This window comes from Mammaliicoccus lentus, assembly GCF_947036595.1.
In the GTDB taxonomy this organism is placed as follows: Bacteria; Bacillota; Bacilli; order Staphylococcales; family Staphylococcaceae; genus Mammaliicoccus; species Mammaliicoccus lentus.
Genome location: NZ_OX344834.1, coordinates 1,093,486 through 1,117,299, shown reverse-complemented (window position 1 = coordinate 1,117,299; position 23,814 = coordinate 1,093,486). Strand labels below are relative to the sequence as shown.

At 32.1% G+C, this 23,814-nt stretch carries 23 protein-coding genes; 5 read left to right on the top strand and 18 right to left on the bottom strand.

Annotated features, from left to right (window positions below; all coding sequences use genetic code 11):
• Nucleotides 1-404: 404 nt before the first annotated feature.
• From ACNMOQ_RS05605 to ACNMOQ_RS05570, 8 genes are all read right to left on the bottom strand, one after another.
• The gene (locus tag ACNMOQ_RS05605) at nt 405-1,283 is read right to left on the bottom strand and encodes a nuclease-related domain-containing protein (protein ID WP_416350328.1); all 879 of its coding nucleotides are present in this window, start codon (nt 1,281-1,283) and stop codon (nt 405-407) included.
• A 100-nt stretch (nt 1,284-1,383) separates the two neighbouring features.
• Nucleotides 1,384-2,019, bottom strand: coding sequence for a tRNA (guanosine(46)-N7)-methyltransferase TrmB (gene trmB / locus ACNMOQ_RS05600; protein ID WP_017000074.1), 636 nt, complete (start codon nt 2,017-2,019; stop codon nt 1,384-1,386).
• 13 nt (nt 2,020-2,032) lie between these two features.
• Nucleotides 2,033-2,824: a phosphotransferase family protein gene (locus ACNMOQ_RS05595; protein ID WP_017000073.1), complete on the bottom strand. Its 792-nt coding sequence runs from the start codon at nt 2,822-2,824 to the stop codon at nt 2,033-2,035.
• Between the two features lie 245 nt (nt 2,825-3,069).
• Nucleotides 3,070-3,930 carry a D-amino-acid transaminase gene (gene dat / locus ACNMOQ_RS05590; RefSeq protein WP_064211696.1) on the bottom strand — a complete coding sequence of 287 codons (861 nt, stop codon included), beginning with the start codon at nt 3,928-3,930 and terminating at the stop codon, nt 3,070-3,072.
• Entirely contained in the window at nt 3,927-5,345 is a 1,419-nt protein-coding gene (gene pepV, locus ACNMOQ_RS05585; RefSeq protein ID WP_416350327.1) for a dipeptidase PepV, read from the bottom strand. The genes dat and pepV overlap by 4 nt, the downstream gene beginning before the upstream one ends.
• Nucleotides 5,346-5,567: 222 nt before the next feature.
• Nucleotides 5,568-5,981, bottom strand: coding sequence for a YtxH domain-containing protein (locus tag ACNMOQ_RS05580; protein ID WP_017000071.1), 414 nt, complete (start codon nt 5,979-5,981; stop codon nt 5,568-5,570).
• Nucleotides 5,982-6,053: 72 nt separating this feature from the next.
• A complete protein-coding gene (locus tag ACNMOQ_RS05575; RefSeq protein ID WP_064211693.1) occupies nt 6,054-6,755 on the bottom strand; it encodes a pseudouridine synthase in 702 nt (233 codons plus the stop codon).
• Between the two features lie 2 nt (nt 6,756-6,757).
• The gene (locus ACNMOQ_RS05570) at nt 6,758-8,392 is read right to left on the bottom strand and encodes a putative polysaccharide biosynthesis protein (protein WP_416350326.1); all 1,635 of its coding nucleotides are present in this window, start codon (nt 8,390-8,392) and stop codon (nt 6,758-6,760) included.
• Between the two features lie 123 nt (nt 8,393-8,515).
• Between ACNMOQ_RS05570 and ACNMOQ_RS05565 the strand changes: the two genes are divergently transcribed.
• On the top strand, nt 8,516-9,775 hold the full coding sequence (locus ACNMOQ_RS05565) for a BaiN/RdsA family NAD(P)/FAD-dependent oxidoreductase (protein WP_416350325.1): 1,260 nt from the start codon (nt 8,516-8,518) through the stop codon (nt 9,773-9,775).
• 222 nt (nt 9,776-9,997) lie between these two features.
• Here the strand turns inward: ACNMOQ_RS05565 and ACNMOQ_RS05560 are convergent, their stop codons facing one another.
• The 3 genes from ACNMOQ_RS05560 to ACNMOQ_RS05550 all read right to left on the bottom strand — a co-directional run bounded on the left by ACNMOQ_RS05560 (nt 9,998) and on the right by ACNMOQ_RS05550 (nt 14,177).
• The gene (locus ACNMOQ_RS05560) at nt 9,998-10,309 is read right to left on the bottom strand and encodes a rhodanese-like domain-containing protein (protein WP_017000068.1); all 312 of its coding nucleotides are present in this window, start codon (nt 10,307-10,309) and stop codon (nt 9,998-10,000) included.
• Nucleotides 10,310-10,328: 19 nt separating this feature from the next.
• Complete coding sequence (leuS, locus tag ACNMOQ_RS05555) at nt 10,329-12,713, bottom strand: leucine--tRNA ligase (protein WP_064205232.1); 2,385 nt, start codon at nt 12,711-12,713, stop codon at nt 10,329-10,331.
• Nucleotides 12,714-12,998: 285 nt separating this feature from the next.
• Nucleotides 12,999-14,177 (bottom strand): MDR family MFS transporter, encoded by a 1,179-nt coding sequence (locus ACNMOQ_RS05550; protein WP_325889591.1) that lies wholly within the window; start codon nt 14,175-14,177, stop codon nt 12,999-13,001.
• A 120-nt stretch (nt 14,178-14,297) separates the two neighbouring features.
• Between ACNMOQ_RS05550 and mnmL the strand changes: the two genes are divergently transcribed.
• Nucleotides 14,298-15,257: a tRNA modification radical SAM protein MnmL/YtqA gene (mnmL, locus tag ACNMOQ_RS05545; protein ID WP_017000066.1), complete on the top strand. Its 960-nt coding sequence runs from the start codon at nt 14,298-14,300 to the stop codon at nt 15,255-15,257.
• Entirely contained in the window at nt 15,254-15,814 is a 561-nt protein-coding gene (mnmM, locus tag ACNMOQ_RS05540; RefSeq protein WP_103269102.1) for a tRNA 5-(aminomethyl)-2-thiouridylate-methyltransferase MnmM, read from the top strand. Before mnmL ends, mnmM begins: the two co-directional genes overlap by 4 nt.
• A 357-nt stretch (nt 15,815-16,171) precedes the next feature.
• Here the strand turns inward: mnmM and ACNMOQ_RS05535 are convergent, their stop codons facing one another.
• Nucleotides 16,172-16,579, bottom strand: coding sequence for a transcriptional regulator, SarA/Rot family (locus ACNMOQ_RS05535; RefSeq protein WP_064211688.1), 408 nt, complete (start codon nt 16,577-16,579; stop codon nt 16,172-16,174).
• Nucleotides 16,580-16,660: 81 nt separating this feature from the next.
• Nucleotides 16,661-17,476 (bottom strand): alpha/beta fold hydrolase, encoded by an 816-nt coding sequence (locus ACNMOQ_RS05530; protein WP_064211687.1) that lies wholly within the window; start codon nt 17,474-17,476, stop codon nt 16,661-16,663.
• A gap of 84 nt (nt 17,477-17,560) precedes the next feature.
• On the opposite strand from ACNMOQ_RS05530, the gene ACNMOQ_RS05525 reads away from it, so the two are divergent.
• Nucleotides 17,561-18,070, top strand: coding sequence for a gamma carbonic anhydrase (locus ACNMOQ_RS05525; protein ID WP_416350324.1), 510 nt, complete (start codon nt 17,561-17,563; stop codon nt 18,068-18,070).
• A 390-nt stretch (nt 18,071-18,460) separates the two neighbouring features.
• On the opposite strand, the gene ACNMOQ_RS05520 is transcribed toward ACNMOQ_RS05525, so the two are convergent.
• Nucleotides 18,461-18,796: a hypothetical protein gene (locus ACNMOQ_RS05520; protein ID WP_017000832.1), complete on the bottom strand. Its 336-nt coding sequence runs from the start codon at nt 18,794-18,796 to the stop codon at nt 18,461-18,463.
• A 480-nt stretch (nt 18,797-19,276) separates the two neighbouring features.
• Here ACNMOQ_RS05520 and ACNMOQ_RS05515 point away from each other — a divergent pair, with 480 nt between their 5' ends.
• Nucleotides 19,277-20,284, top strand: coding sequence for a proline dehydrogenase family protein (locus ACNMOQ_RS05515; protein WP_064205369.1), 1,008 nt, complete (start codon nt 19,277-19,279; stop codon nt 20,282-20,284).
• Between the two features lie 98 nt (nt 20,285-20,382).
• On the opposite strand, the gene ribH is transcribed toward ACNMOQ_RS05515, so the two are convergent.
• From ribH to ribD, 4 genes are read right to left on the bottom strand one after another with little or no spacing between them, the layout of a single operon-like run.
• Entirely contained in the window at nt 20,383-20,853 is a 471-nt protein-coding gene (gene ribH, locus ACNMOQ_RS05510) for a 6,7-dimethyl-8-ribityllumazine synthase (RefSeq protein WP_416350323.1), read from the bottom strand.
• A gap of 20 nt (nt 20,854-20,873) precedes the next feature.
• Nucleotides 20,874-22,046: a 3,4-dihydroxy-2-butanone-4-phosphate synthase gene (gene ribB, locus ACNMOQ_RS05505; protein ID WP_239703710.1), complete on the bottom strand. Its 1,173-nt coding sequence runs from the start codon at nt 22,044-22,046 to the stop codon at nt 20,874-20,876.
• A gap of 10 nt (nt 22,047-22,056) precedes the next feature.
• Nucleotides 22,057-22,689 (bottom strand): riboflavin synthase, encoded by a 633-nt coding sequence (locus tag ACNMOQ_RS05500; protein ID WP_017000837.1) that lies wholly within the window; start codon nt 22,687-22,689, stop codon nt 22,057-22,059.
• 7 nt (nt 22,690-22,696) lie between these two features.
• Nucleotides 22,697-23,740 (bottom strand): bifunctional diaminohydroxyphosphoribosylaminopyrimidine deaminase/5-amino-6-(5-phosphoribosylamino)uracil reductase RibD, encoded by a 1,044-nt coding sequence (gene ribD, locus ACNMOQ_RS05495; RefSeq protein ID WP_416350322.1) that lies wholly within the window; start codon nt 23,738-23,740, stop codon nt 22,697-22,699.
• Nucleotides 23,741-23,814: the final 74 nt, after the last annotated feature.

Below are 23,814 nucleotides of genomic sequence, written 5' to 3'. Positions count from 1 at the left end.
CATTCGGGGGTGGTATGTTGCACGTCGACCTTCTCTTGCTACATTCGGGGGTGGTATGTTGCACGTCGACCTTCTCTTGCAACTTTCGGGGGCGCTATGTTGCACGTCGACCTTCTCTTGCTACATTCGGGGGTGGTATGTTGCACGTCGACCGCGTCTTGCAACATTCGGGAGCGCTATGTTGCACGTGGACCCCGTCTTGCTACATTCGGGGGTGGTATGTTGCACGTCGACCGCGTCTTGCAACATTCGGGAGCGCTATGTTGCACGTGGACCCCGTCTTGCTACATTCGGGGGTGGTATGTTGCACGTCGACCTTCTCTTGCAACTTTCGGGGGCGCTATGTTGCACATGGACATCGTCTTGCTACATTTCGAAACTGTACTTCGGCTTTTAATACAATTTTAAAGTTTTAAGTAATACTTTCTTGGCTTGCCTTCAATAATTTCAAAATATTTATTACAAATTCTTCTCAGTGTGTGTTTATTATTAGTACTACACCATCTTTCTGCATCTTGTAATGTAAATGGTTCGCCTTTACAAATAAACAGTTCTTTTAAGTTATACAAATATATACTTCTTCTACTAAACTTATTTGAGCAGATAGTACAACATACACTTTTCTTCTTCTCGCTTATGTTTAGTTTATCAACGCTTTTACAATTCGGGCACTTCAAGCCATGTTTAATATCATCAAATGGAACTCTCTTATTATTTTGATATATGTCAGAAAAAGTATTCTTTTCCTCTTCAATTATTTTTAAAATTCTATTATTTTCTGCTGTTTTATAATTTTTGAACAATCTTTGGATTTTATGTAATTCAGTTGGTAATAGAACTTCATATTGGGGCGGTATTTGGGATTTTAAAGTAAAAGTGGGATTAGTGAAGATTAGTATAGTCTTTATTTCTCTATTAATTTCACATTTCTTTAAAAGCAGTTTTAATTCATTATTAGCTCGATATAACTGTTGAAATGGTGTATAAAACATACTTCCATAATCATTTATAAATTGGTCGTTTTTTATATAGTAATCACCACTATAATTTTTTATTTCAAAGTGATAAACATAATCATCAGAAACGACTAAAAAATCTATTTGTACTCTATTATTTATATTAAGTTCAATATTGTAGAGAAATGGTAAATGATTAATTAGTTTTAGTTTTTGATAAATAATTGCTTCGCCTTCTAGTCCCTTCAAAAAAGTAGCCATTTGACTATCAAGTGAACTTTTATCAATTCTATTAATTAAAGAAGTAAAATATACTATATTTTGCATCGGCAAACCTCCAATATTTTTTATATAATTATAAACGCTTTTTATTATATAGAAAAGAAAAAAAGGACGAGACATGGCTGTCTCGTCCTTTTTAACTACATTATTTAAAACTTGCTTCCATACGATAGATTCTAAATCCTCTGTTTGAGAATTTGTCTTCATATTCTGTGCGTATGTTCTCTTCTGGTTCATTCTCATGTAAGTTTAAATTGATTAAGTCGAATGTCATTCCAAAGGCTGACATACTTTCTAAACTATATTCGAACAATCCTTGGTTATCTGTTTTAAAGTGGATTTGTCCGTCTTTCTTTAATATATGTCGATAGATTTCTAAAAACGATGAAAACGTTAATCTACGTTTTGTGTGACGTGTTTTCGGCCATGGATCAGAAAAGTTTAAATAAATTCTCGATACTTCATTTTCTACAAAGTACTCTGTAAGTAATTTAGCATCTTGATTAATCAACTTAATATTCTCAAGTTCTAATTCTTTTACTTTTTCTAATACTCGAACCATGACGTTTTTGTCTCTTTCTATTGCAACATAATTAATTTCTGGATGACGTCTTGCCATTTCAGTTATAAACCTACCCATACCTGTACCAACTTCGATGTGTATTGGTTGGTCTTTTTCAAACCATTCAGCCATTTTATACTGCTGATTCAAATCAACATCAACAATTTGGGGATGACTTTTTAAGAAATCATCTGCCCAAGGTTTATTTCTCATTCTCATTCAAAGTAACTCCTTATATAAATACATTTCGATTCATGACTTCACTTAAGAAATTCAACCAATCATTCATATCATTATAGCGTTTTTTCTCTTCGTACCACTCAACCATAGCAATAGCCTGTATAAGCGTATACCATTTCATTCTTTTCTTTAAGTCATGTGTATCATTAATACCATACTTACTTAACCAATCAACCCAATCTTTTTCATCAACATAAGTATACAATATCATACCTATATCTATAGCAGGGTCAGCAATCATCGCGCCTTCCCAATCTACTAAGTATAATTCGTCTTGATCAGATAAAAGCCAATTATTATGATTCACATCGCCATGAATAACAGTATAGAAGCGACTATCTAGCATTGGCATATTTTCTTCTAAATATAGCAACGCTTTTCTAACAGTTCTATTCGCTAATACGTGCCTAGATAAAGAACTATTAATTTTATTAAATAATAACTCTGGGTGCATAGGTTTCATTTCCATACGCTTTAACATATTAAGTAATTGTTTTGAAGAATGTATTTTTTTAAGAAGTTTGGCAACGCGGTTAGAATTCATTTCATCTTGGACTAACTCTCGACCATTTTTCCAATGTTGTGCAGTTACAACTTCTCCAGTTTCAATTCTTTTTGTCCAAACTAATTTTGGTACAATCCCTTCAGCTGACAAAGCTGTTAAGAAGGGGCTTGAATTTCTTTTTAGGAAGAGTTTGCGGCCGTCTTGTTCTGCCATATATGCTTCACCAGATGCCCCACCTGCTGAGTCTAATGTCCATCCTAATTGATAAAAATGTTCCAACCTATCCACCTCACTTTCAGAAAAAGAAAAAGACTCATGAACATCAATTTTCAAGAGTCATTACTTAATCTTAAAAAACCCGTTTATTTTTTGTCATTTTAGTGCGCTTGATTTAAATTTTATTATTTTTCTGTGCAGATTTCAACCACATAAATGAAAACTTTGGGGTATTTTGAACCTATTCAGATACAAAATATCTATAAAGTTCAGTATTTACGTGGTTTACACTATATTAATAAATTACACTAAAATATTTTTTCTATGTTTGACTCTATATAATTGTTAAACGATTTTTGTAATTCTTTTGTAATTTTACCTACTGTACCATCAGAAATGAATGTGTCATCCACTTGAATTACCGGCATAACTTCAATTGAAGTACTTGAAACTATAACTTCATCAGCACTTTTCAAAAATTCTACATCAAAAGGTTCCTCAACAAATGGTATATTCAATTCGTTAGCTATCTCATTGATAACTCTTCTTGTAATACCATTTAAAATTAAATTATTCGCTGGGTGTGTATATATTTTACTGTCTTTTACAGCAAAAACATTGCTAGAACTTCCTTCTGTTACAATTCCATCTCTATGCATGATAGCTTCTCCAGCATCACTTTGAGTTGCTTTCTCTTTAGCTAAGACATTACCAAGTAAATTCAAGCTTTTAATATCACATCTTAGCCATCTAATATCATCTACAGTAATTGCTTTTATGCCATTTTCTAATTCATCGTATGGTCTTTCATAACTTTTAGAAAATGCTGAGAATACAGGTTTCGTGCTCGCTTCTGGGAAAGGATGATTTCTTGGTGCGACTCCTCGTGTTACTTGGATATATACGCCACCATTTTTGACGTTATTTTTTTCTGCCAATTCTTCAATTAATTCTGTTAAGCTTTTTACAGTATAATCTTCTAAATTTAAGCCGATTTCCTTTGCACTTCTGAATAAGCGTTCAAAGTGTTCTTTAGCTGTGAATGCATTACCGTCATAGATGCGTATATATTCGTATATACCATCGCCGAAATTATAACCTCTATCAGTATAACTAACCTTGCCTTCTGATTCATCTACAAATTCATCATTAATATATACAAATGTCACTCTAAATCATCCTTTACACAAATATTATATATAGCTTCTAAATAAATAGCAGTTGCATCAAATAATTGTTTTTTTGTAATATATTCATTTTTTTGATGCATTAAATCTTCTGATTCTTTAAACATTGCTCCAAATGCAACGCCTTTATCTAGATTGCGAGCATAAGTGCCTCCACCAATTGTAAACGGCTCTGATAAGTCTTTAGTTTGGTTGCGGTATGCAGACAATAATTTATCGATAAACGGATCATTCTTATCTACATAATGAGGTTCCTGATGTTTATCCATATCTATTTCAAATCCTCTATCCGCAATTTCTTCAGTAAATCGTGTTAAAGATTGTTCAAAGTTGAAACCTTCTGGATATCTCAAATTAATACCAAATTGTCCACCATCAACATCAGTATAACTCATTATTCCAGTATTAGTAGTTACTTCTCCCATTTCTTCAGTCGCAAATTTCATACCCATTTTTTCACCATTTGGCGAATTTACTAAATAATCATTGGCAAATTTCACATATGAATTTGCATATTTATCTAAATTTAAATTGTTTAAAAATTGTATTAAAAGTAAGCCTGCGTTAATACCTTGTGATGGATCCATACCATGAGCCGATTTACCATGAACAGTTAAATTCAAGAAACCTTCATCTATTGAAGTTTCACCTTCAATTTCATTCTCTTCTAAAAATGTTTCGAAATTTTGAACAACGTTTGTCATTTGTTCTTTAATTAAAAGTTTGGCTTGAGCAGTATCTGGTACCATGTTAAAACGTTCACCCGAGAAGAATGCTTTTAATTCAACTTCAGGCTCGTCATCGTCTTCTTCATAACCAGATTGTAAAATATTAAAAGTGACGATTCCCTTTTCACCATAAATTAATGGAAACTCTGCATCAGGAGCGAAACCGATTGTAGGCATTTCTTCAGTTTCAAAATACCTATCAGTACACTGCCAATCAGATTCCTCATCTGTTCCTACAATGATATGTATTCGTTTTTTCCAATCTACTTTCATATCTTCTAATATTTTTACAGCGTAGTAAGCTGCAATTGTAGGACCTTTATCATCTAAAGTACCTCTAGCGATAATAGTATCTTCAGTTTCTACTGGGTCAAATGGATCTGTGTCCCACCCGGCACCTGCTGGTACTACGTCTACATGACATAAAACTCCTAATAAGTCATCACCTTTACCCGCTTCGATTCTTCCGACTATGTTTTCAATATCTTTATAACTAAACCCATCTCTTTCTCCGAGTTTATACATGTAATTCAGTGCTTTTTTCGGACCTGGGCCAACTGGTTCATCAACATTACTTTCTGCATCATTTCTTACACTTTCAATGCTTAATAAACCTTTTAAGTCTTCAACAATATCTTTTTCATATTCTTTAACTTTATTTCTCCACATCGGATATCATCTCTTTCTTACTTGAATAGTTATCTATATGATACATGAAAATTTTAAAAATATGAAATAGAAATACCAAAAATTCTTAAGTTTTTTAACTACTTATTATTTCCTTATACATACGACTATAGTCGTGTGTATTTAACATTTTTATTTCCCAAATTTTTATCGACCTTATAGAGTAAAAAAGACCGACAAAACTGTCGGTCTTAAAATAAATTATTATTTTTTTAAATCTTCTTCAGTCACAATTCTTAAATTACCGTTTGCTGTTCCACCTTCATCATCGAATTTAGCTTCACGTAAATCAGTGTTATCACTATCATCTTTTTTCAAACGTGATTTTGCATCTGAAGCGTAGCCTTTAGGATTTTCTTTAGCTTTTTTCAATTCTGTTTTAGCTTTTTCTTTATAAGACTCTGGATCTTCTTTGTATTTAGAATATTCGTTTTGTGCTTTATCTTTTATTTCAGACGCTTTTTCTTTTGCTGATGCTTTATAATTTTCAGGGTCTTCTTTATATTTATCATATTCATTTTTTAGCTTATCTCTGTTTTCTTTTTTAGATAATACTACTGCTGCTGCAGTTCCCCCTAATACAACTAATGTTCTAAATAATCCTGCTTTTTTAGCCATTTTATATCCACCTCTATTTATTTAATAATACTAGTTTACCCAACACAGTATTTTTCAAACATATAATTATTCTTATAATCCTAATAATTTAAAATCTTCTTCAAGTAAATGTCTATATTCACCTAAAGCTAATTCTTCATCCAAGTTCAAATTATTTATTTGAATTCGTTTTAAATACGTAACTTCACAATCAATTGAATGAAACATTCTTTTCACTTGATGAAATTTACCTTCATAAATTGTCACATATGCTTTTGATTGAACATCATCTTCTATAATTTCTAATTCGCTTGGAGATGAAGTGAAGTCACCTAGATCTATTCCATTTTTAAAAATTCCAATCGCTTCTTCTTTTATATGACCATCAACTTCAACATAATATTTTTTTGGCACTTTATGTTTAGGATTCATTAGTTGATGAGAAAATTTCCCGTCATTTGTTAGTAATAACAACCCTTCTGTGTCTTTATCTAATCGTCCAACTGGGAATAAATCCATATGCATATATTCTGGAACGATATCGATAACTGTTTCGTGCTCATCATCTTCAGTCGCTGATATAAATCCTGCTGGCTTGTTCATCATTAAATAAACAACTGGTTCATATTCTATAGGTATTTCATCAAAAACGACAATATCTTCTTCTGGATTAATATGAATATCTGGTTTTTTAACCAGTTCATCATTAACAGTTACTAAATTTTGTTTTACAAATTTTTTAACTTCTTTTCGAGTTCCAATTCCAGCATTAGCTAAAAATTTATCTAGTCTCATTTCTACACCCACTTAATTTTACGTCTTATTTTAGCAGTTAAATCACCAAAGAATTCATCAGCTAAACGAGAACGCATTGTTAAATAACCATATACAATCATACCAACTAGAGCACCTACTATTAATACTATTAAAGCACCCAATTTCGATGTTGGATCAATAATTAATGAAATAATAAAGTAACTTAATTCTACGAACAACATCATGATAATTGTATAAAATAGAATTCTCAATGTATGTTGAATTGTTACATTAAACTTATAATTAGCATGTTTCCAAAGAACATAACAATTTAATGCTACTGCGATCAATAGTGCAATTGCAGTACCTAATACTGCTCCTAAAGTATTAAAAGCAATAATTAAAGGTAAATTGATGATTGCTTTAACGCCTAATGCGCCAATCACTATCCATACTGTTAATGCTTGTTTATCAATACCTTGAAGCATCGATGCTGTTACTGATAATAACGCTATTAATATACTAACTGGTGCATACCAGAATAGAATTTCTGTACCCATTGGACTATAACTATAAAACACATTGTACAATGGTTGTGCTAATACCATAATACCTAATGAAGCTGGAACAGTTAAATATAGTAGTACTCCTAATGATTTTCTTATTTGTATATGCATTTCATCAATTCTTCCTGAATTGTAAGTGTTAGTAATAAACGGTACTAAACTTACAGCGAAACCTGCCGCTAATGAAGTAGGAATCATTACAATTTTATTAGTAGTCATGCTAAGCATTGTAAAATAAACATCGTGAAGAGAACTATTTACTCCACCTATAGCAAGTCCAGTATTATGTGTAAACTGGTCTATTAAATTTATGATTGGAAAACATAAACTTACAATTACAAATGGAATACTGTATTTAATGATTTCTTTATATATTTTGACATAAGAAACATCTATATCGCTCGTATCTTGTGCAACTTCTGCTTTAATTAAATGTCTACGTTTTATCCAGTAATATAATAACGTTAATAGGGCAACAATCGCACCTATCCCAGCTGCAAAAGTAGCAACTTGGTTCGCTACTAACACTGAACCATCCATTACATATAAAACAATGTAACTTCCACCTAAAATAAATGCAATTCGAGCAATTTGTTCAGTCACTTCAGAAACTGCAGTAGGACCCATTGAGTTGAAGCCTTGGAAAATACCTCTCCAAGTTGCTAATAAAGGAATAAAAAGAACAACAAAACTAATAGTACGAATTACATTAGTAATATCTTCAACTTTCCATCCACCTTCTATACCACCTTCGTTTGCTAATGTTAATTGAGCTATCGTTGGTGATAAGAAGAACAGTAATAAGAATCCAATTAAACCAGTAATAGACATTACTATAAAACTCGACCGGTATAATTTTTGACTTACTTTATAAGCACCTAATGCGTTATATTTAGATACATATTTAGCAGCTGCTAATGGTACACCAGCAGTTGCGATTGTTATCATGATTGTGTATGGTTGATAAGCATATGTAAATGGTGCAAGATTTTTTTCATCGCCGATTATAGCGTAAAAAGGAATTAAGTATAAAATACCTAATATTTTTGTAATTAAAATACTAGCTGTGAGTAAAAATGTCCCTCTCACAAGCGCTTTACTCTCTGACATATTTTCATCCCTATCTCAATTTACTTTTAAATTTAATAATAACAGGTTTATTTCTATTGTACTACTTTTTTTAAAAACCATTATTCGTTAAAATATCATTACATAAATCTTTGGAGGTAACTTATGTATCATACAATTATAATAGGCGCAGGACCAAGTGGTTTAATGGCTGCCTACAGTGCCAGTAAAGATGGTCAAAGCGTTCTATTAATAGAAAAGAAAAAAGGCCTCGGCCGAAAACTTCGTATATCTGGTGGTGGCAGATGTAACGTTACAAATCGACTCCCATACGAAGAGATAATAAAAAACATTCCAGGAAACGGAAAGTTTTTATACAGCCCATTTTCGACTTTTGATAATGAATCTATTATTGATTTCTTCGAATCTCGTGATGTAAACCTTAAAGAAGAAGATCATGGACGCATGTTCCCTGTTTCAAATAGAGCACAAGATGTAGTCGATGCACTCGTAAAAGCCATTAAAGATAACGGCGTTGAAATTCGCCAAGAAACTACAGTATCATCAATCGAAAGTGAAAATCAACAAATAACTGGTGTAACATTACAAAATGGTACTTTCATACCTTCACAAACAGTTATTATAGCATCCGGTGGTTGTAGCGTCCCACATACAGGTTCAACTGGAGATGGCTACAAATTTGCTGAACAACTTGGACATACCATAACTGAATTATTCCCAACTGAAGTACCTATTAAATCAAGTGAGCCATTCATTAAAAATAAAATATTACAAGGTCTCAGTTTACAAGACATAGGACTTTCCGTTCTAAAGAAAAATGGAAAACCAAGAATTACACATCAAATGGATATGTTGTTTACCCACTTCGGTGTTTCAGGACCAGCCGCATTAAGATGTAGCCAGTTCGTATATAAAGAACAAAAATCACAAAAGAAACAAGAGATTAAAATGGCTATTGATGCCTTTCCAGAAATAAAACAACATGATTTAGAACAACAAATTATAAAAAAATTAAAAGACGAACCAAATAAAGCTATTAAAAATTCGTTAAAAGGTTTAATACAGGAACGTTATCTGCATTTTCTATTAGAACAGTCAGATATAAATTTAGATGTAACTTATCACAATTTATCACAACAATCCATCAAGACTTTCGTAGAAAACTTAAAAGCATTCACTTTTACTGTTAACGGAACTTTACCAATCGATAAAGCATTCGTTACTGGTGGTGGCGTAAATATAAAAGAAATCGAACCAAATAAGATGCATTCAAAAATTTGTTCTGGCTTATTCTTCTCAGGTGAAGTGTTAGACATTCACGGTTATACAGGTGGATATAATATAACAAGTGCACTTGTTACTGGTTATGTTGCAGGGCATAACGCTTCGTTATATAATTCTTAGGAATTACATTGCTAACGAGCTTGTTCAAAATTTCTTGCTCGTTACAATTTGTAACGTGCTTGTTTCCTTACTCTTGCTCGTTAGAATTTGTAACTGGCTAGACTAATATTTCTTGCTCGTTAGCGCTATACTCTCTTCACATTAAGCATAAATAAATCAAGGGTAAGACATTATTAATGTCTTACCCTTGATTTTCATAATAGTTAATACTACAGCGTTTATTTAAACTCTTTTATTTTCAAGCCCTTCATCGCCCCATGCATTCATGCCGCCTTCAACGTTCACAGCATCTATATCATGGTCGTTTAAATATTCTACAACTTTAGCGCTTCTAACGCCACCAGCACATACTATATAATATGTTTCATTCTCTTTAAAATGATTTAATTCGTTTGGTATTTCTCCCATTGGGATGTGTTTTGCACCAGGTATTACACCCATTGCTACTTCTTCGTCTTCTCTAACATCTACTATGTTAATAGGACTGCTTGAAGTTATTTTGTCTGCTAATTCTTTAATTGTTATTTCTTCCATTTTGATTACACTCCTCTTTTTAATTTGCTACAATATTAACCAATTTTTGAGGTACGGCAATCACTTTACGTACTGTTTTGCCTTCAATTGCTTGTTTCACTTTATCAATTTCTAAAGCAAACTGTTCCATTTCTTCTTTAGATAAATCTTTAGAAACTTTAGTTTTTTCTTTTAATTTACCATTAACTTGAATAACAATTTCTACTTCATTGTCTACAAGTAAAGAAGGATCAAATGTTGGCCATTCTTCATAAGCAATCGTATCGTCATGTCCTAATTTTGCCCATAGTTCTTCTGAAATATGAGGTGCTATAGGCGATAACATTTTCACAAAGCCTTCAACATAAGCTTTACTTAATTTATCTTGCTTATAACAATCATTGATAAACACCATCATCTGACTGATAGCTGTATTAAAGTTCAATGTATCGAAATCTTCAGTTACTTTTTTAACAGTTTGATTGTAAACTTTATCTAATTCAGGTGTTTGTTCGTCTACAACCTTATCTGTAATTTGATTTTCTTCTGTTACAAGTAATCTCCAGATTCTATCCAAGAAACGACGTGAACCATCTAAACCATTTTCACTCCAAGCGATTGCCGCATCTAAAGGTCCCATAAACATTTCATATAGACGCAATGTATCTGCACCGTGAGATTTAACGATATCATCCGGATTAACAACATTACCTTTAGATTTACTCATTTTCTCATTACCTTCACCAAGTATCATGCCTTGGTTATATAATTTTTGGAATGGTTCTTTCGTTGGAACTACACCGATATCGTAAAGAACTTTGTGCCAAAATCTTGAATATAATAAGTGTAACACTGCATGCTCTACTCCACCAATATATAAATCTACAGGCAACCAATGTTTTAGTTTTTCGGGATCTGCTAACATTTCATCATTGTGAGGGTCTATATATCTTAAATAATACCAACAACTACCAGCCCATTGTGGCATAGTATTCGTTTCGCGACGACCTTTCATACCTGTTTCTGGATCTACTACATTAATAAATTCATCAATATTAGCTAATGGTGATTCTCCTGTACCAGATGGTTTAACTTGGTCAGTTTCTGGTAATAACAACGGTAATTCTTCTTCAGGTACAGTGGTCATTGTGCCATCTTCCCAATGTATTACTGGAATTGGTTCACCCCAATAACGTTGACGACTGAATAACCAATCTCTTAATTTATAGCTAATTTTCTTCTCGCCGATACCTTTTTCTTCTAACATTTCAATTGCTTTAGGTACCGCTTCTTCTTGAGTTAGACCATTTAACTTGTCTGAATCTATCATTTTTCCATCTTCATCATATACAGTAACGATGTCTAAATTGAATTTTTCAGCAAATTCTCCATCTCTTTCATCGTGTGCTGGAACTGCCATAACAGCACCTGTACCATAACTAATTAATACATAATCAGCAATCCATATAGGCATTTTTTGACCTGTAAATGGATTAGTTGTAAATGCTCCAGTAAATACACCGCTTTTATCTTTTGCTAAATCTGTTCTTTCTAAGTCAGATTTACGAGAAGCTTCAAGTTTATATTGATCTACTGCCTCTTTTTCATCTTCAGTAGTAATTTTATCTACTAATGGATGTTCTGGTGATAACACTGCAAAAGTAGCACCAAATATTGTGTCTGGACGAGTTGTAAATACGTTAAATGATAAGTCTGTATCATCTATGTTAAATGTTAATTCTGCACCTTCTGAACGACCAATCCAGTTTCTTTGCATATCTTTAATAGATTCAGGCCAATCTACGTCTTCTAAATCTTCTAGTAATCTATCAGCATACTCAGTTATTTTTAATACCCATTGTCTCATTGGCTTACGTACTACTGGGTGTCCACCACGTTCTGACACACCATCGACAATTTCTTCATTAGATAATACTGTACCTAAAGCTGGGCACCAGTTAACTGCTACTTCATCTACATATGCTAAACCTTTATTGTATAACTGAATAAAAATCCATTGAGTCCATTTATAATATTCTGGGTCTGTTGTATTGATTTCTCTATCCCAATCATAAGAAAAGCCAAGTTCTTGAATTTGTCTCTTGAACGTAGCTATGTTCTGAGCAGTAAATGCTTTAGGGTCATTACCAGTATCAATAGCGTATTGTTCTGCTGGTAAACCAAACGCATCCCACCCCATTGGATGTAAAACGTTATACCCTTGCATGCGTTTATATCTTGAAATAATATCAGTCGCTGTATAACCTTCTGGATGTCCTACGTGTAATCCAGCTCCTGATGGATATGGGAACATATCTAAAGCATAAAATTTCTTTTGACCTAAATTGTCATTTGTTTTAAATGTTTTATTATTTTCCCAATAATTTTGCCATTTTTTCTCGATTTGTTGATGATTATAATTCATTAATTGTTCCTCCTGTAAAATAAAAAAAGCCACCCCAAACCATAGTTACAGTTGGGACGACTAAAATATAATGCCGCGGTACCACCCAGAATTCACTTAAAAAGTGCACTTCATTTATATGGTTTAAGATTGCTTTAATTTAATACTATCATCTGGTAAGTTCACTTAATGGATATCATCAGTTCCCACCACCACTGACTCTCTAAAGATTCGCATTAAAGTTACTACTCCTATACATTCTTAATATTATTCAATTTCTAAGGAATTTGCAAGTTTTATTTCATTTTATGCAACATTCCCCTTTTTTATTCCTTTGTCGTAAATTATTAAGAAATAATAACCAACAAGAATTAAGGCAATCATGCTAAAGAACATGACTTTCATATCAAATACATCTACGATAACACCACCCACTACAGGCCCAAAAGCTTTACCTACAGTTGAAGATGCATTTACAATACCTTGATATGCTCCCATACGACCTTTAGGTGCAAGTTTATTCGCAATTGCCGGAACTGCTGGCCAAACAAACATTTCACCGAAAGTTAAAATAACCATACCTACAACGAACATCGTAAATTGTTCCGCCACACTTGTTACTAAATAACTAACTATAAAAACACCTAATCCAACACCCATTTGTAATTTTAAACGTTCTTTAAAACGATTAATAAATGGTGCGATTAATGGTTGTCCAGCTAATATTAACACGCCGTTGACAGTCCAAAGAAGACTATATTGCTTCAAGGAGATGCCTACTGATTGTGTATATGTCGCAATTGTCGTTTGCCATTGAACATAACCAATCCAACATAAACTAAACATCACACATAATAAAATCAGTGCTTTGAATTTCTTTTTATCTTTAACTTCTACAGCACTTGAAATACCCTCGTTATTTTTCACATTTACATTTAAATCTACATTATAATAACGTAAAGCTATAATAATGAATACAACATATAATAACAAATTAGCCATAAATATATATTTAAAGCTGAAGTCTGCTACAAAACCACCAGCTGCAGCACCAATAGAAACACCTAAATTTTGAGCTAAATAAATAGCATTAAATGTTGTTCTTCCTCCATTAGGCCAGCTTGCTGCAGCCATCGCATAAATTGCAGGTACGATTATGCCACCACCGAATCCTAGAATAACTAACCAGAAAGGATACCACGGCCAGTCATTTAAGAAATTTAAACCAACTAAACTTCCTATATTTATAATAGAAGCAAATATGATAGATCGAAAACCACCAATTTTATCAAATAAAGAACCGCCCAGTAAATTTCCGATTACGCTCCCAAATGCGTTAATCATTAATACAACACCGGCGGTACTTAAACTTTTATTTAATTCCTCATTCATATATATCGTATTTAAAGGCCACAAAAAACTAGCGCCCGTTATATTAATTGCCATTCCAATAATAAGCCACTTTACGATTTTTGGCATTTTCAAAGGGCATCACTCCCGTCAATTTTTTTCTCAATTTGAATAGTCTAAACCTTTTTCTGCAAAAGTTCAATATTATATGTTAAAATGCTTTAGATAAGTTTGTAGAACAGGATGTGAAATAAATTGACAGAACAATTCCGCTTTGCCTTTGATAACAAAAGATATCATACATGGAATTATCATTTAAAAAATAAATTTGGTGAAAAAATATTTAAAATAGCACTCGATGGTGGATTTGATTGTCCAAACCGAGATGGTACCGTTGCTCATGGTGGTTGTACTTTCTGTTCAGCTGCTGGTAGTGGTGACTTCGCTGGTAATAGAGCTGAACCAATTCATGTACAATTTAAAGAAATTAAAGATAAAATGCATGAAAAATGGTCTGAAGGTAAATATATCGCCTATTTCCAAGCTTTCACAAATACTCATGCCCCAGTCGAAGTGTTACGAGAAAAATACGAAGCAGCATTGTCTGAAAAAAATGTTGTAGGTTTATCTATAGCAACAAGACCAGATTGTCTACCTGATGATGTTGTTGAATATTTAGCTGAATTAAATGAACGTACATATTTATGGGTAGAATTAGGATTACAAACTGTGCATCAAGAAACTTCTGATCTTATAAATCGTGCACATGATATGAAATGCTACTATGAAGGTATAGAAAAATTAAGAAAGCATAACATCAACATATGTACACATATTATTAATGGTTTACCTGGTGAAGATTATAATATGATGATGGAAACAGCTAAAGAAGTAGCTCAAATGGATGTACAAGGAATTAAGATTCACCTTCTACATTTATTAAAAGGTACGCCTATGGTTAAACAATATGAAAAAGGTATGCTTGAATTTATGACACAAGAAGATTATACAAATCTTGTTTGTGATCAGTTAGAAATTTTACCAGAAGAAATGATTATTCATAGAATTACTGGAGACGGCCCTATCGATTTAATGGTAGGTCCAATGTGGAGCGTTAATAAATGGGAAGTATTGAATTCTATAGACAATGAATTAAAAGCTCGTGGGACAATGCAAGGTTCAAAATTCATTAAAGCTGAGAGCGTTCAATCATGATTGTAGAAGGAATATTGCCATTTGCTAGGCATTTAATTTCAAGTCATATAGATAAAAATAGTATCGTAGTTGATGCAACTTGCGGTAACGGAAATGATACATTATTTCTTGCCAATCAAGTAACAAATGGTCAAGTTTATGCTTTTGATATTCAAGAAAAAGCTATTAACACCACAAAAGAAAAAACAAAAGAATATAACAATATTCAATATTACTTAGAAGGACATGAAAAAGCTGCCGATATCATTTCTGCAGAACATAATAGTATCGACGCATCTATCTTTAATTTAGGCTATTTACCTAAAGGAGATAAAAGCATCACAACAAACTCAAATACTACCATATCCGCCATTCAATCATTATTCGAATTAACTAAAAAGAATGGCATCATTGTGCTAGTTGTTTATCCAGGACATCCAGAAGGACAAATCGAATCAAATGATGTATTAAACTTTGTTAAAAATATAGATCAAAATGAAGCACATGTATTAAACTATCAATTTATTAACCAAAAGAATAATCCTCCATATATTATAGGTATAGAAAAAAGAAATTAATAAGAGGGAGTGGGACAGAAATCTCATTTTAATAAATAGATTTCGTAGTCCCACCCCGGCAAGGATGACTAGGGTTGGAAAAAGCTTGATATAAGCGCATTTTCAATCCAGTCAGCTACTGCCATTATATTAAAAGAGGCTGAGACATGTATTTATGTCCAGCCTCTTTTTTGAATATAACTTATAAAACAAGAGCTATTATTCCTTATTGGATTAACTATAACATTAACTTACGAATGAATTTTTATCCCCTTGCTCAACTACAACCAATATAATAGAAGAGCCCGAAACAAATTCATGTCCCGGACTCTTTTTACATTTTATAAATTAAATAAGTGGAAGTATATGTAGTTTCGTTTAGATATTACATGTATCAACTATAGATTTGAATTGCTCTTCAAACAAAGTTTGTCTTTTTTTAATTTCCTCACAAGCATATTTAATTAATTCATTTTTATGCTCGTCAAACTCTTGATTAACTTCTACGATAACTGTTCTTTCATCATCTTCCGGCCTTGTCTTTTTAATCCAACCTTTTTTAACTAAATTATTATATAACCTAGTTCTTTTATATGGTTTTATATCAATGTGTTCGTCCAATTCTTTTAAACTCATTGAACCTTTGTTCCATAAAACTACTAATGTTAAAAATTCTTCTTTTTCAATTTGAAATTTCTCTTCAATATTATCAAAAATATTATTTATATTTTTTTGAATATCATCTAATAAGATTAAGTCACTTATATCGCCCTCTTTATATCCCATAAGCTCTCCTCCAGTGTGTCATATAAATATAATATACCCACAATGATAGGTTTAAATCTTATTATGTATGATTATTATTTCTTATTCTTCATCTTCTATAAGTAAGCCTACGTAATGAATACGGTTATTCATAAATGATATCAAGTATCTCATGACATTTTCTCGTTCAGGTTCATTGTGTATTTCATGATTTAAACCATGCCAAGATTTATAATAAAGCTCATTTGTATTAATGTGTCTTGCTACTGATTTAATAGAATCTAAGTCAGCAATTTTATCTTCTGTACCTGACATCAATAGTAATGGAATAGATGATATATGTTGAAGATTTTCCATTGTCGTCTTCATCGTTTCTAAAATTGTCTTATACCAATGATAGCTAACTTTATTAAGCATTAAAGCATCGTTATTTGTATCATCGATTACTTCTTTATTTCTAGTTAAACTTTCAATAGTAATTCCAGCGTCAAATTTTGCATCTTTTGCAACTGTACCGAAGCTAGAAGCTAAAAAGTTTCTTCTTGTCGAAATATTTTGTTGAAAAGCTACTAATGGAGAAATAAGTAAAACACCTTCAACTTTTAAGTCTACTTTCTCTAATAAATTTAAAAGAATCAATCCACCTAATCCAACGCCTAAAGTGAAAACAGGTAAATGGTATTCCTCCGCTATTGATAACCATTCTAAAACTTGCTCATGATATTCTTCAAAATCATCTATGTGCCCTCTATGTACTCTTGAAGTTTGTCCTTGACCTCTTAAGTCACCCATAATAACGTGGTAACCTTCTCTACGTAGCTTTGTAATAACGAACGCGTAACGTCCAGTATGTTCAAGCATATTATGTACGATTACTACAATACCTTTAGCTTCTTTTTCAGTTTCCCATTTCCACATAATATATTACTCCTTTTACCTAAATAGCTACTTTTTTGTTAAACTTAGTATAACAAATTTTTTAAAAAGAATGGAGAATCTTGAATGATAAAATCTTTTAACAATAAAACACCTCAAATTGATTCTAGTAGTTATATTGCAGAAAATGCCACAATTATCGGGGATGTTGAAATAGGTAAAGAAAGTTCAGTTTGGTTCAATGCTGTTATTAGAGGTGATGTAGCACCTACAAAAATAGGCAATGGTGTTAATATTCAAGATTTAAGTTGTCTACACCAAAGTCCTGATCAACCATTAATAATAGAAGATAATGTTACAATAGGACATAAAGCTACATTGCACTCTAGCATTATTCGCAAAAATGCACTGATAGGAATGGATTCTACTATATTGGATGGAGCTGAAATTGGAGAATATGCATTCATTGGCGCAGGTTCACTAGTACCACCTGGCAAGAAAATACCTCCGCGCACATTGGCATTTGGTAGACCAGCAAAAGTAGTAAGAGAATTAACAGACAAAGACTATGAAGAACTAGACAGAATTAATCAATCATATATTGAAAAAGGAAAATTATATAAAGATAACCAATAATTTTAACATTACACTGATAAAAGATGAAGACGATAAATTGAAGTTGTTGCTTGCGTTACACGTGAACCGCGTCTTGCAACATTCGGAGACATTATGTTGCACGTGGACCGCGTCTTGCAACATTCAGGGGCATTATGTTGCACGTGCACCTCGTCTTGCAACATTCAGGGGCATTATGTTGCACGTGCAGCCCGTCTTGCAACATTCACAATAAAAAAAAGAGGCTGTGACATAAATACAAGTCTCAGCCTCTTTTTTTATAATGGCAGTAGCTGACTGGATTGAAAATACACTTATATCAAGCTTTTTCCAATCCTAGTCATCCTTGCCGGGGTGGGACTACGAAATCTATTTATTAAAATGAGATTTCTGTCCCACTCCCTTTTTAATTTAAGCAATTTTAAATTTACTGTGCATATACGGTAACTTAACAACGATATAAGAAATTATAATCTCATAGAACATTGAGAAGAATTTTTGGAAGAAGAACAATACATTTTGAGATAGGATTGTTCCAAGCCCCTGCCCGCTAAATTGATATGTTACTAATAAAAAGTTATCTATTAAATTTAATACAATAACTGTTACAAATACTGTCCACGATTTCTTTGTTATCATAGCTATTAAAATTGCAATAACACTTATTAAAATAGGTTCAAATACGAATAACTGTAAAAAGCTATCTAACGGTTTCCCAAATATATAAAACGCCATATCCCTAAACATAACGATTACTCCTTTGTTAACAATTCTATTCTCATACATTGTAACACGTGACATGGCTATGTTTTATTAAGTTATTCTAAAGATTTAAACCGTATCTTAACAATAAATTAATAATTGTATAAATTGAATCTTAACATTAACTTCGCAACAACTTCATAATCAAATGTTATATTGAAAATGTAAACAACGTCATGATTTAAAGGAGCATTAACCTATGCGTTTCTTTAAAAAATTCTTGTTATCTGTTCTAATACTTACGTTTCTCCCTCATGCCATTAGCATAGCATCTGAACCAATTTCTCCTACAATGGATCAAATTAAAGAATAACACCCTTTTCTAGGTTGTTATTTATGTTATTTTTATGTCTTTTTCTTTTATTAGTGTAAAAATATATTTTATTGGTATGAAAACGCTTAACTAAATTATATTATACATGATAGAATAAAAGAAAGAAGATATTTGATTAAGGAGGACTTGCTATGCCTGTCGTTAAAGATTTTTTTATTGCATTATCTAACAATAAGTTTATGAATGAATCAGCTAAGAGAATGGGTCCTGCACTTGGTGCGAAAAAGGTTGTAGCGGGAGTTGATATTGATTCAACAATCGATACAGTAGAGAAATTAAATGAAAGAGGAATTTCTTGTACGTTAGATAATTTAGGTGAGTTTGTAACTTCACGCCATGAAGCGTTAGAAGCACAACAAAATATCGTCGAAATAATGCGACGATGTTATAACGCTAATATTCAAGCACATGTTTCAATTAAGTTAACACAATTAGGGATTAATATTGATAAAGATTTTACTTATCAAAATACTCGGGAAATTTTATTAAAAGCTCAAGAATTTGATAATTCATTTGTTAACATAGATGCTGAAAAATTTGAAGACTTAGTTGGCATTACTGAAATACTTGATAAATTGAAAAATGAATTCAATAATGTCGGCACAGTAATTCAAGCATACTTACACGACGCAATGAATATTATGGATAAGTATCAAGATTTAAGGCTTCGCTTAGTAAAGGGTGCTTATAAAGAAGGCCCTCACATCGCCTATCAAACTAAAGAAGAAATAGATAGAAATTATATAAAGTTAATTGAACACAGACTGTTAACGGCTAATGCTTTTACATCTATTGCTACACATGATCACAACATTATTAATCATGTTAAACAATTTGTTAAAAACCATAATATCGATAAAAATTCATTTGAATTCCAAATGCTATACGGTTTCAGAACTGACTATGCATATGAATTAGCTGACGAAGGATACAACTTTACTATGTATGTACCATTCGGGGAAGATTGGTTCGGTTATTTCATGCGCCGTTTAGCAGAGAGACCTCAAAATATTAATCTAATGCTATTAGATATATTCAGTGCAAAAAACAAAAAGACATTTATCACGGGAGCGGCAGGAGTTGCAGCTGCATCATTGTTAACAATTGGTAGTATTGCATTGTTTAAGAAAAACAAATAAAAAAAATAATCATTACACGGTTTTAATTATATTTAATAGAAAAACTCCTAATACATCGGTTTATAACCAACATGTTAGGAGTTTTTTTATGAACTATTTTATATTGTTTTTTCTATATTTTTTAATAAGTTAGCCATTTCAATAGCTGCTAGAGCTGCATCTCCACCTTTATTACCAGCTTTTGTACCTGCTCTTTCTATTGCTTGTTCTATTGTTTCCGTAGTTATAACACCAAAGATAACAGGTATATCTGTTGTATCACTTACTTTAGATACGCCTTTTGCTACTTCATTACATACGTAATCATAATGTGTTGTTGCGCCTCTAATTACACACCCTAATGTAATGACAGCATCATAATTCCCTGAGTTAGCTAATTTTTTAGCTACTAATGGAATTTCAAAAGCACCCGGTACATAAGCTACATGTACATTTTCTTCTTCGACATTATGTCTAATTAAAGTATCTTTTGCACCGTCTAATAGTCTTCCTGTAATAAAATCATTAAATCTACCTACTACAATTGCTATTTTTAATTCTGATCCATTCATTTTACTTTCAAATTTCATTTCAATTCTCTCCATTTCAATTATAATAAATGACCCATTTTTTCTTTTTTTGTATCTATATAAGATTGATTATTAACATTTGGATTCATCACAACTGGTATTCGTTCTGTTATTGTAATACCTAAGTCGTTAAGCTGTTGGAACTTATCTGGATTGTTACTAATTAGTTTAATATGATTAATATTGAAATATTTCAATATATGAATAGCTTCCGTATAATCTCTTAAATCCGCTTCAAACCCTAAAGCTTTATTAGCTGTGATTGTATCGTAACCTTGTTCAATTAATTCATATGCCTTTAATTTATTAATTAAACCAATACCTCTACCTTCTTGTGGTAAATATAAAATAATACCACCATGCTCTTTGATGTATTTCATCGCATACTCAAGTTGTTCACCACAATCACATCTCGCACTGTGAAAAATATCTCCAGTTAAACAAGCTGAATGAATACGAACGTTCGTATCATTTTTTATGTCACCTGAAGTAATCGCTAAATATTCTTTGTCGTCCAATTGTGATGAAAAACCATACATATCAAATTCTCCAAAAGATGTTGGCAATTTAATTTTCGATTCAAATTGTACGATTTGATCATGTTTTTTTCTATATTTTACTAAGTCTTCTATCGTTATCATTTTCAAATCATGTTCTAATTTAAATGTATATAGCTCTTCACGGTTAGACATAGTTCCATCATCATTCATTATTTCACAAATTGCACCAGCTGGTTTTGCGTCAGTTAATTTTGCTAAATCTATACAAGCTTCCGTATGCCCTATTCTTTCAAGCACACCATTGTCTTTCGCAATTAACGGAAAAACATGTCCTGGTTTAACAAAAGCATCGCCGGAACTTTCACTGATTAACGCTTTAATTGTATCCGTTCTTTCAAATGCACTAATACCAGTAGTTGTAGATATGTGATCAACACTTACAGTAAAAGCTGTTTTGAATTTATCATTAGTACTTGTCATAAGGTGTAAATCAAGTTGAGTTGCAATCTGTTGACTAATAGGCGCACAAATTAATCCTCTAGCAAATTTAGCCATAAAATTAATTGTATCAACAGTTAAATATTCTGATACTGCTATTAAGTCGCCTTCATTTTCTCTATCTTCATCATCCACTACAATAACAGGTTTGCCTAACTTCAAATCTTCTAATGCCGCTTCAATACTATCAAACATAGTTAGCCTCCTAAAATCCAAAATTCAGTAATTTTTCTTGTGATAATTGACTGTTATTTTGATTCGTTATTTTTTGAACATATTTAAACAATAAATCCGTTTCTATGTGTACAGAATCACCTTGTTTTTTATTTACAAAAATCGTACGTAATCTTGTTTCAGGTATGAGATGAATTTCAAATGAATTTTGATTTAACTTGAATATCGTTAAACTTACTCCATCTACAGTTATCGAACCTTTATCAATCATTTGATTTAATAATGATTCATCTACATTAATTTCGATTAACCATTCATCATTTCTTTTAGTGATGCGCTTTATAATACCTTTGCCATCAACATGTCCACTAACGAAATGTCCTCCGAATCTTCCATTCGCTAACATTGCACGTTCCAGATTCACTTGATCATTTACCGTAAGATTTTCTAAATATGTCACAGAAATTGTGCCTGTAATTACTTCAACTTTAAATAATGAATCATTTCGTTCTGTAACAGTTAAACAAACACCATTGACACTTACTGAATCTCCTAGTGACAAATCATCACATATTTCTGGAGCTTGTATTGATAATGACTTTACACCACTTTTTGTGCTCACATTTTTAATCGTACCTACTGTTTCAATTATTCCTGTAAACATACACTCACTACTTTCTTAAAATTAATTTAAGATCTTCGTCAATGATTTCTGTTGATATAAATTTAAACTGTTTAATTTTGGATAAAGGATAAACATCATTTGTTTGATAAAATTGATATTTGCCTTGACCACCAATTACTTTCGGGGCTTGATAAATAATTAATTGGTCAGCTAAATCTTGTTCTATAAATTGACTAACAAGTGTTGGTCCTGCTTCTACTAAAACACTCGCGTAACCTAATTTATATAGAAGTTGAAGCATGTTTTCTAAATTTGATAAATCACTTTTATATAACTCAATATTTTGTGTGTCTTTAATTTCAAAATTTGGATGGTTTGTTACTACTATTGCAGGATTATCTCGATCTTTGAAAATTTGTAAATCTTCATCGAAAGAAGACTGTTGGGATAAAACAATGCGTTTTGGCTCTTTGAAGTTTGGTTTTCGTGATGTTAGTAGCGGGTTATCTTCTCTCACTGTGCCGCCACCCGTAATAATTGCATCATTTTCACTTCTTAAATGAAGTACATCTTCTTTCACTGCTTTACATGTAATCCATTTACTTTCCTTAAAATCAGTAGCAACTTTCCCATCTAGACTAGTTGATATTTTTAATGTTACAAAAGGTGTCTTCTTCTTTTGTTGAATAAAAAATTCTTTATATAATTCCTCCGCTCTACTTGAAGGCGAATGTATTACTTCTACTCCTGCCTCTTCAAGCATATCGTGTCCACTTTTACTTAGTGATCCATCTTTCACAGCATATTCTACTCTAGAAATACCACTTTCTATTATTGCTTCAGAACACGGCGGTGTTAAACCATAGTGTGAACACGGTTCAAGAGAAACATATATTGTTGCACCTTCTGCTTCTTTACCAGCCATATTAAGTGCTTGAATTTCGGCGTGTGCTTCACCTTTTTTTAAATGAGCACCAAAACCGATAATTCTATTATCTTTTACGATAACAGCACCAACAGAGGGATTCGTACTAGTTTGTCCTTTTAATTGTTCAGCTAATTGAATAGCAAATTCTAAATATTGATTCATTTATATACCTCCTAAAAATGAAAAAAAGACACCGAAAATTAACATTTCGGTGTCTTGGGAGTAAAAAATGTATC

Excerpts from the sequence above, each read along its gene's own strand:
- ACNMOQ_RS05560 (WP_017000068.1), bottom strand. The coding sequence starts at position 10,309 with ATGGAAGAAATAACAATTAAAGAATTAGCAGACAAAATAACTTCAAGC.
- ACNMOQ_RS05520 (WP_017000832.1), bottom strand. The coding sequence starts at position 18,796 with ATGTTTAGGGATATGGCGTTTTATATATTTGGGAAACCGTTAGATAGC.
- ACNMOQ_RS05575 (WP_064211693.1), bottom strand. The coding sequence starts at position 6,755 with ATGAGACTAGATAAATTTTTAGCTAATGCTGGAATTGGAACTCGAAAA.
- ACNMOQ_RS05535 (WP_064211688.1), bottom strand. The coding sequence starts at position 16,579 with ATGGGATATAAAGAGGGCGATATAAGTGACTTAATCTTATTAGATGAT.
- ACNMOQ_RS05515 (WP_064205369.1), top strand. The coding sequence starts at position 19,277 with ATGCCTGTCGTTAAAGATTTTTTTATTGCATTATCTAACAATAAGTTT.
- mnmM (WP_103269102.1), top strand. The coding sequence starts at position 15,254 with ATGATTGTAGAAGGAATATTGCCATTTGCTAGGCATTTAATTTCAAGT.
- ACNMOQ_RS05605 (WP_416350328.1), bottom strand. The coding sequence starts at position 1,283 with ATGCAAAATATAGTATATTTTACTTCTTTAATTAATAGAATTGATAAA.
- ACNMOQ_RS05580 (WP_017000071.1), bottom strand. The coding sequence starts at position 5,981 with ATGGCTAAAAAAGCAGGATTATTTAGAACATTAGTTGTATTAGGGGGA.
- ACNMOQ_RS05565 (WP_416350325.1), top strand. The coding sequence starts at position 8,516 with ATGTATCATACAATTATAATAGGCGCAGGACCAAGTGGTTTAATGGCT.
- ribD (WP_416350322.1), bottom strand. The coding sequence starts at position 23,740 with ATGAATCAATATTTAGAATTTGCTATTCAATTAGCTGAACAATTAAAA.
- ACNMOQ_RS05570 (WP_416350326.1), bottom strand. The coding sequence starts at position 8,392 with ATGTCAGAGAGTAAAGCGCTTGTGAGAGGGACATTTTTACTCACAGCT.
- ribB (WP_239703710.1), bottom strand. The coding sequence starts at position 22,046 with ATGTTTGATAGTATTGAAGCGGCATTAGAAGATTTGAAGTTAGGCAAA.
- ribH (WP_416350323.1), bottom strand. The coding sequence starts at position 20,853 with ATGAAATTTGAAAGTAAAATGAATGGATCAGAATTAAAAATAGCAATT.
- pepV (WP_416350327.1), bottom strand. The coding sequence starts at position 5,345 with ATGTGGAGAAATAAAGTTAAAGAATATGAAAAAGATATTGTTGAAGAC.
- leuS (WP_064205232.1), bottom strand. The coding sequence starts at position 12,713 with ATGAATTATAATCATCAACAAATCGAGAAAAAATGGCAAAATTATTGG.
- ACNMOQ_RS05500 (WP_017000837.1), bottom strand. The coding sequence starts at position 22,689 with ATGTTTACAGGAATAATTGAAACAGTAGGTACGATTAAAAATGTGAGC.
- ACNMOQ_RS05525 (WP_416350324.1), top strand. The coding sequence starts at position 17,561 with ATGATAAAATCTTTTAACAATAAAACACCTCAAATTGATTCTAGTAGT.
- trmB (WP_017000074.1), bottom strand. The coding sequence starts at position 2,019 with ATGAGAATGAGAAATAAACCTTGGGCAGATGATTTCTTAAAAAGTCAT.
- ACNMOQ_RS05530 (WP_064211687.1), bottom strand. The coding sequence starts at position 17,476 with ATGTGGAAATGGGAAACTGAAAAAGAAGCTAAAGGTATTGTAGTAATC.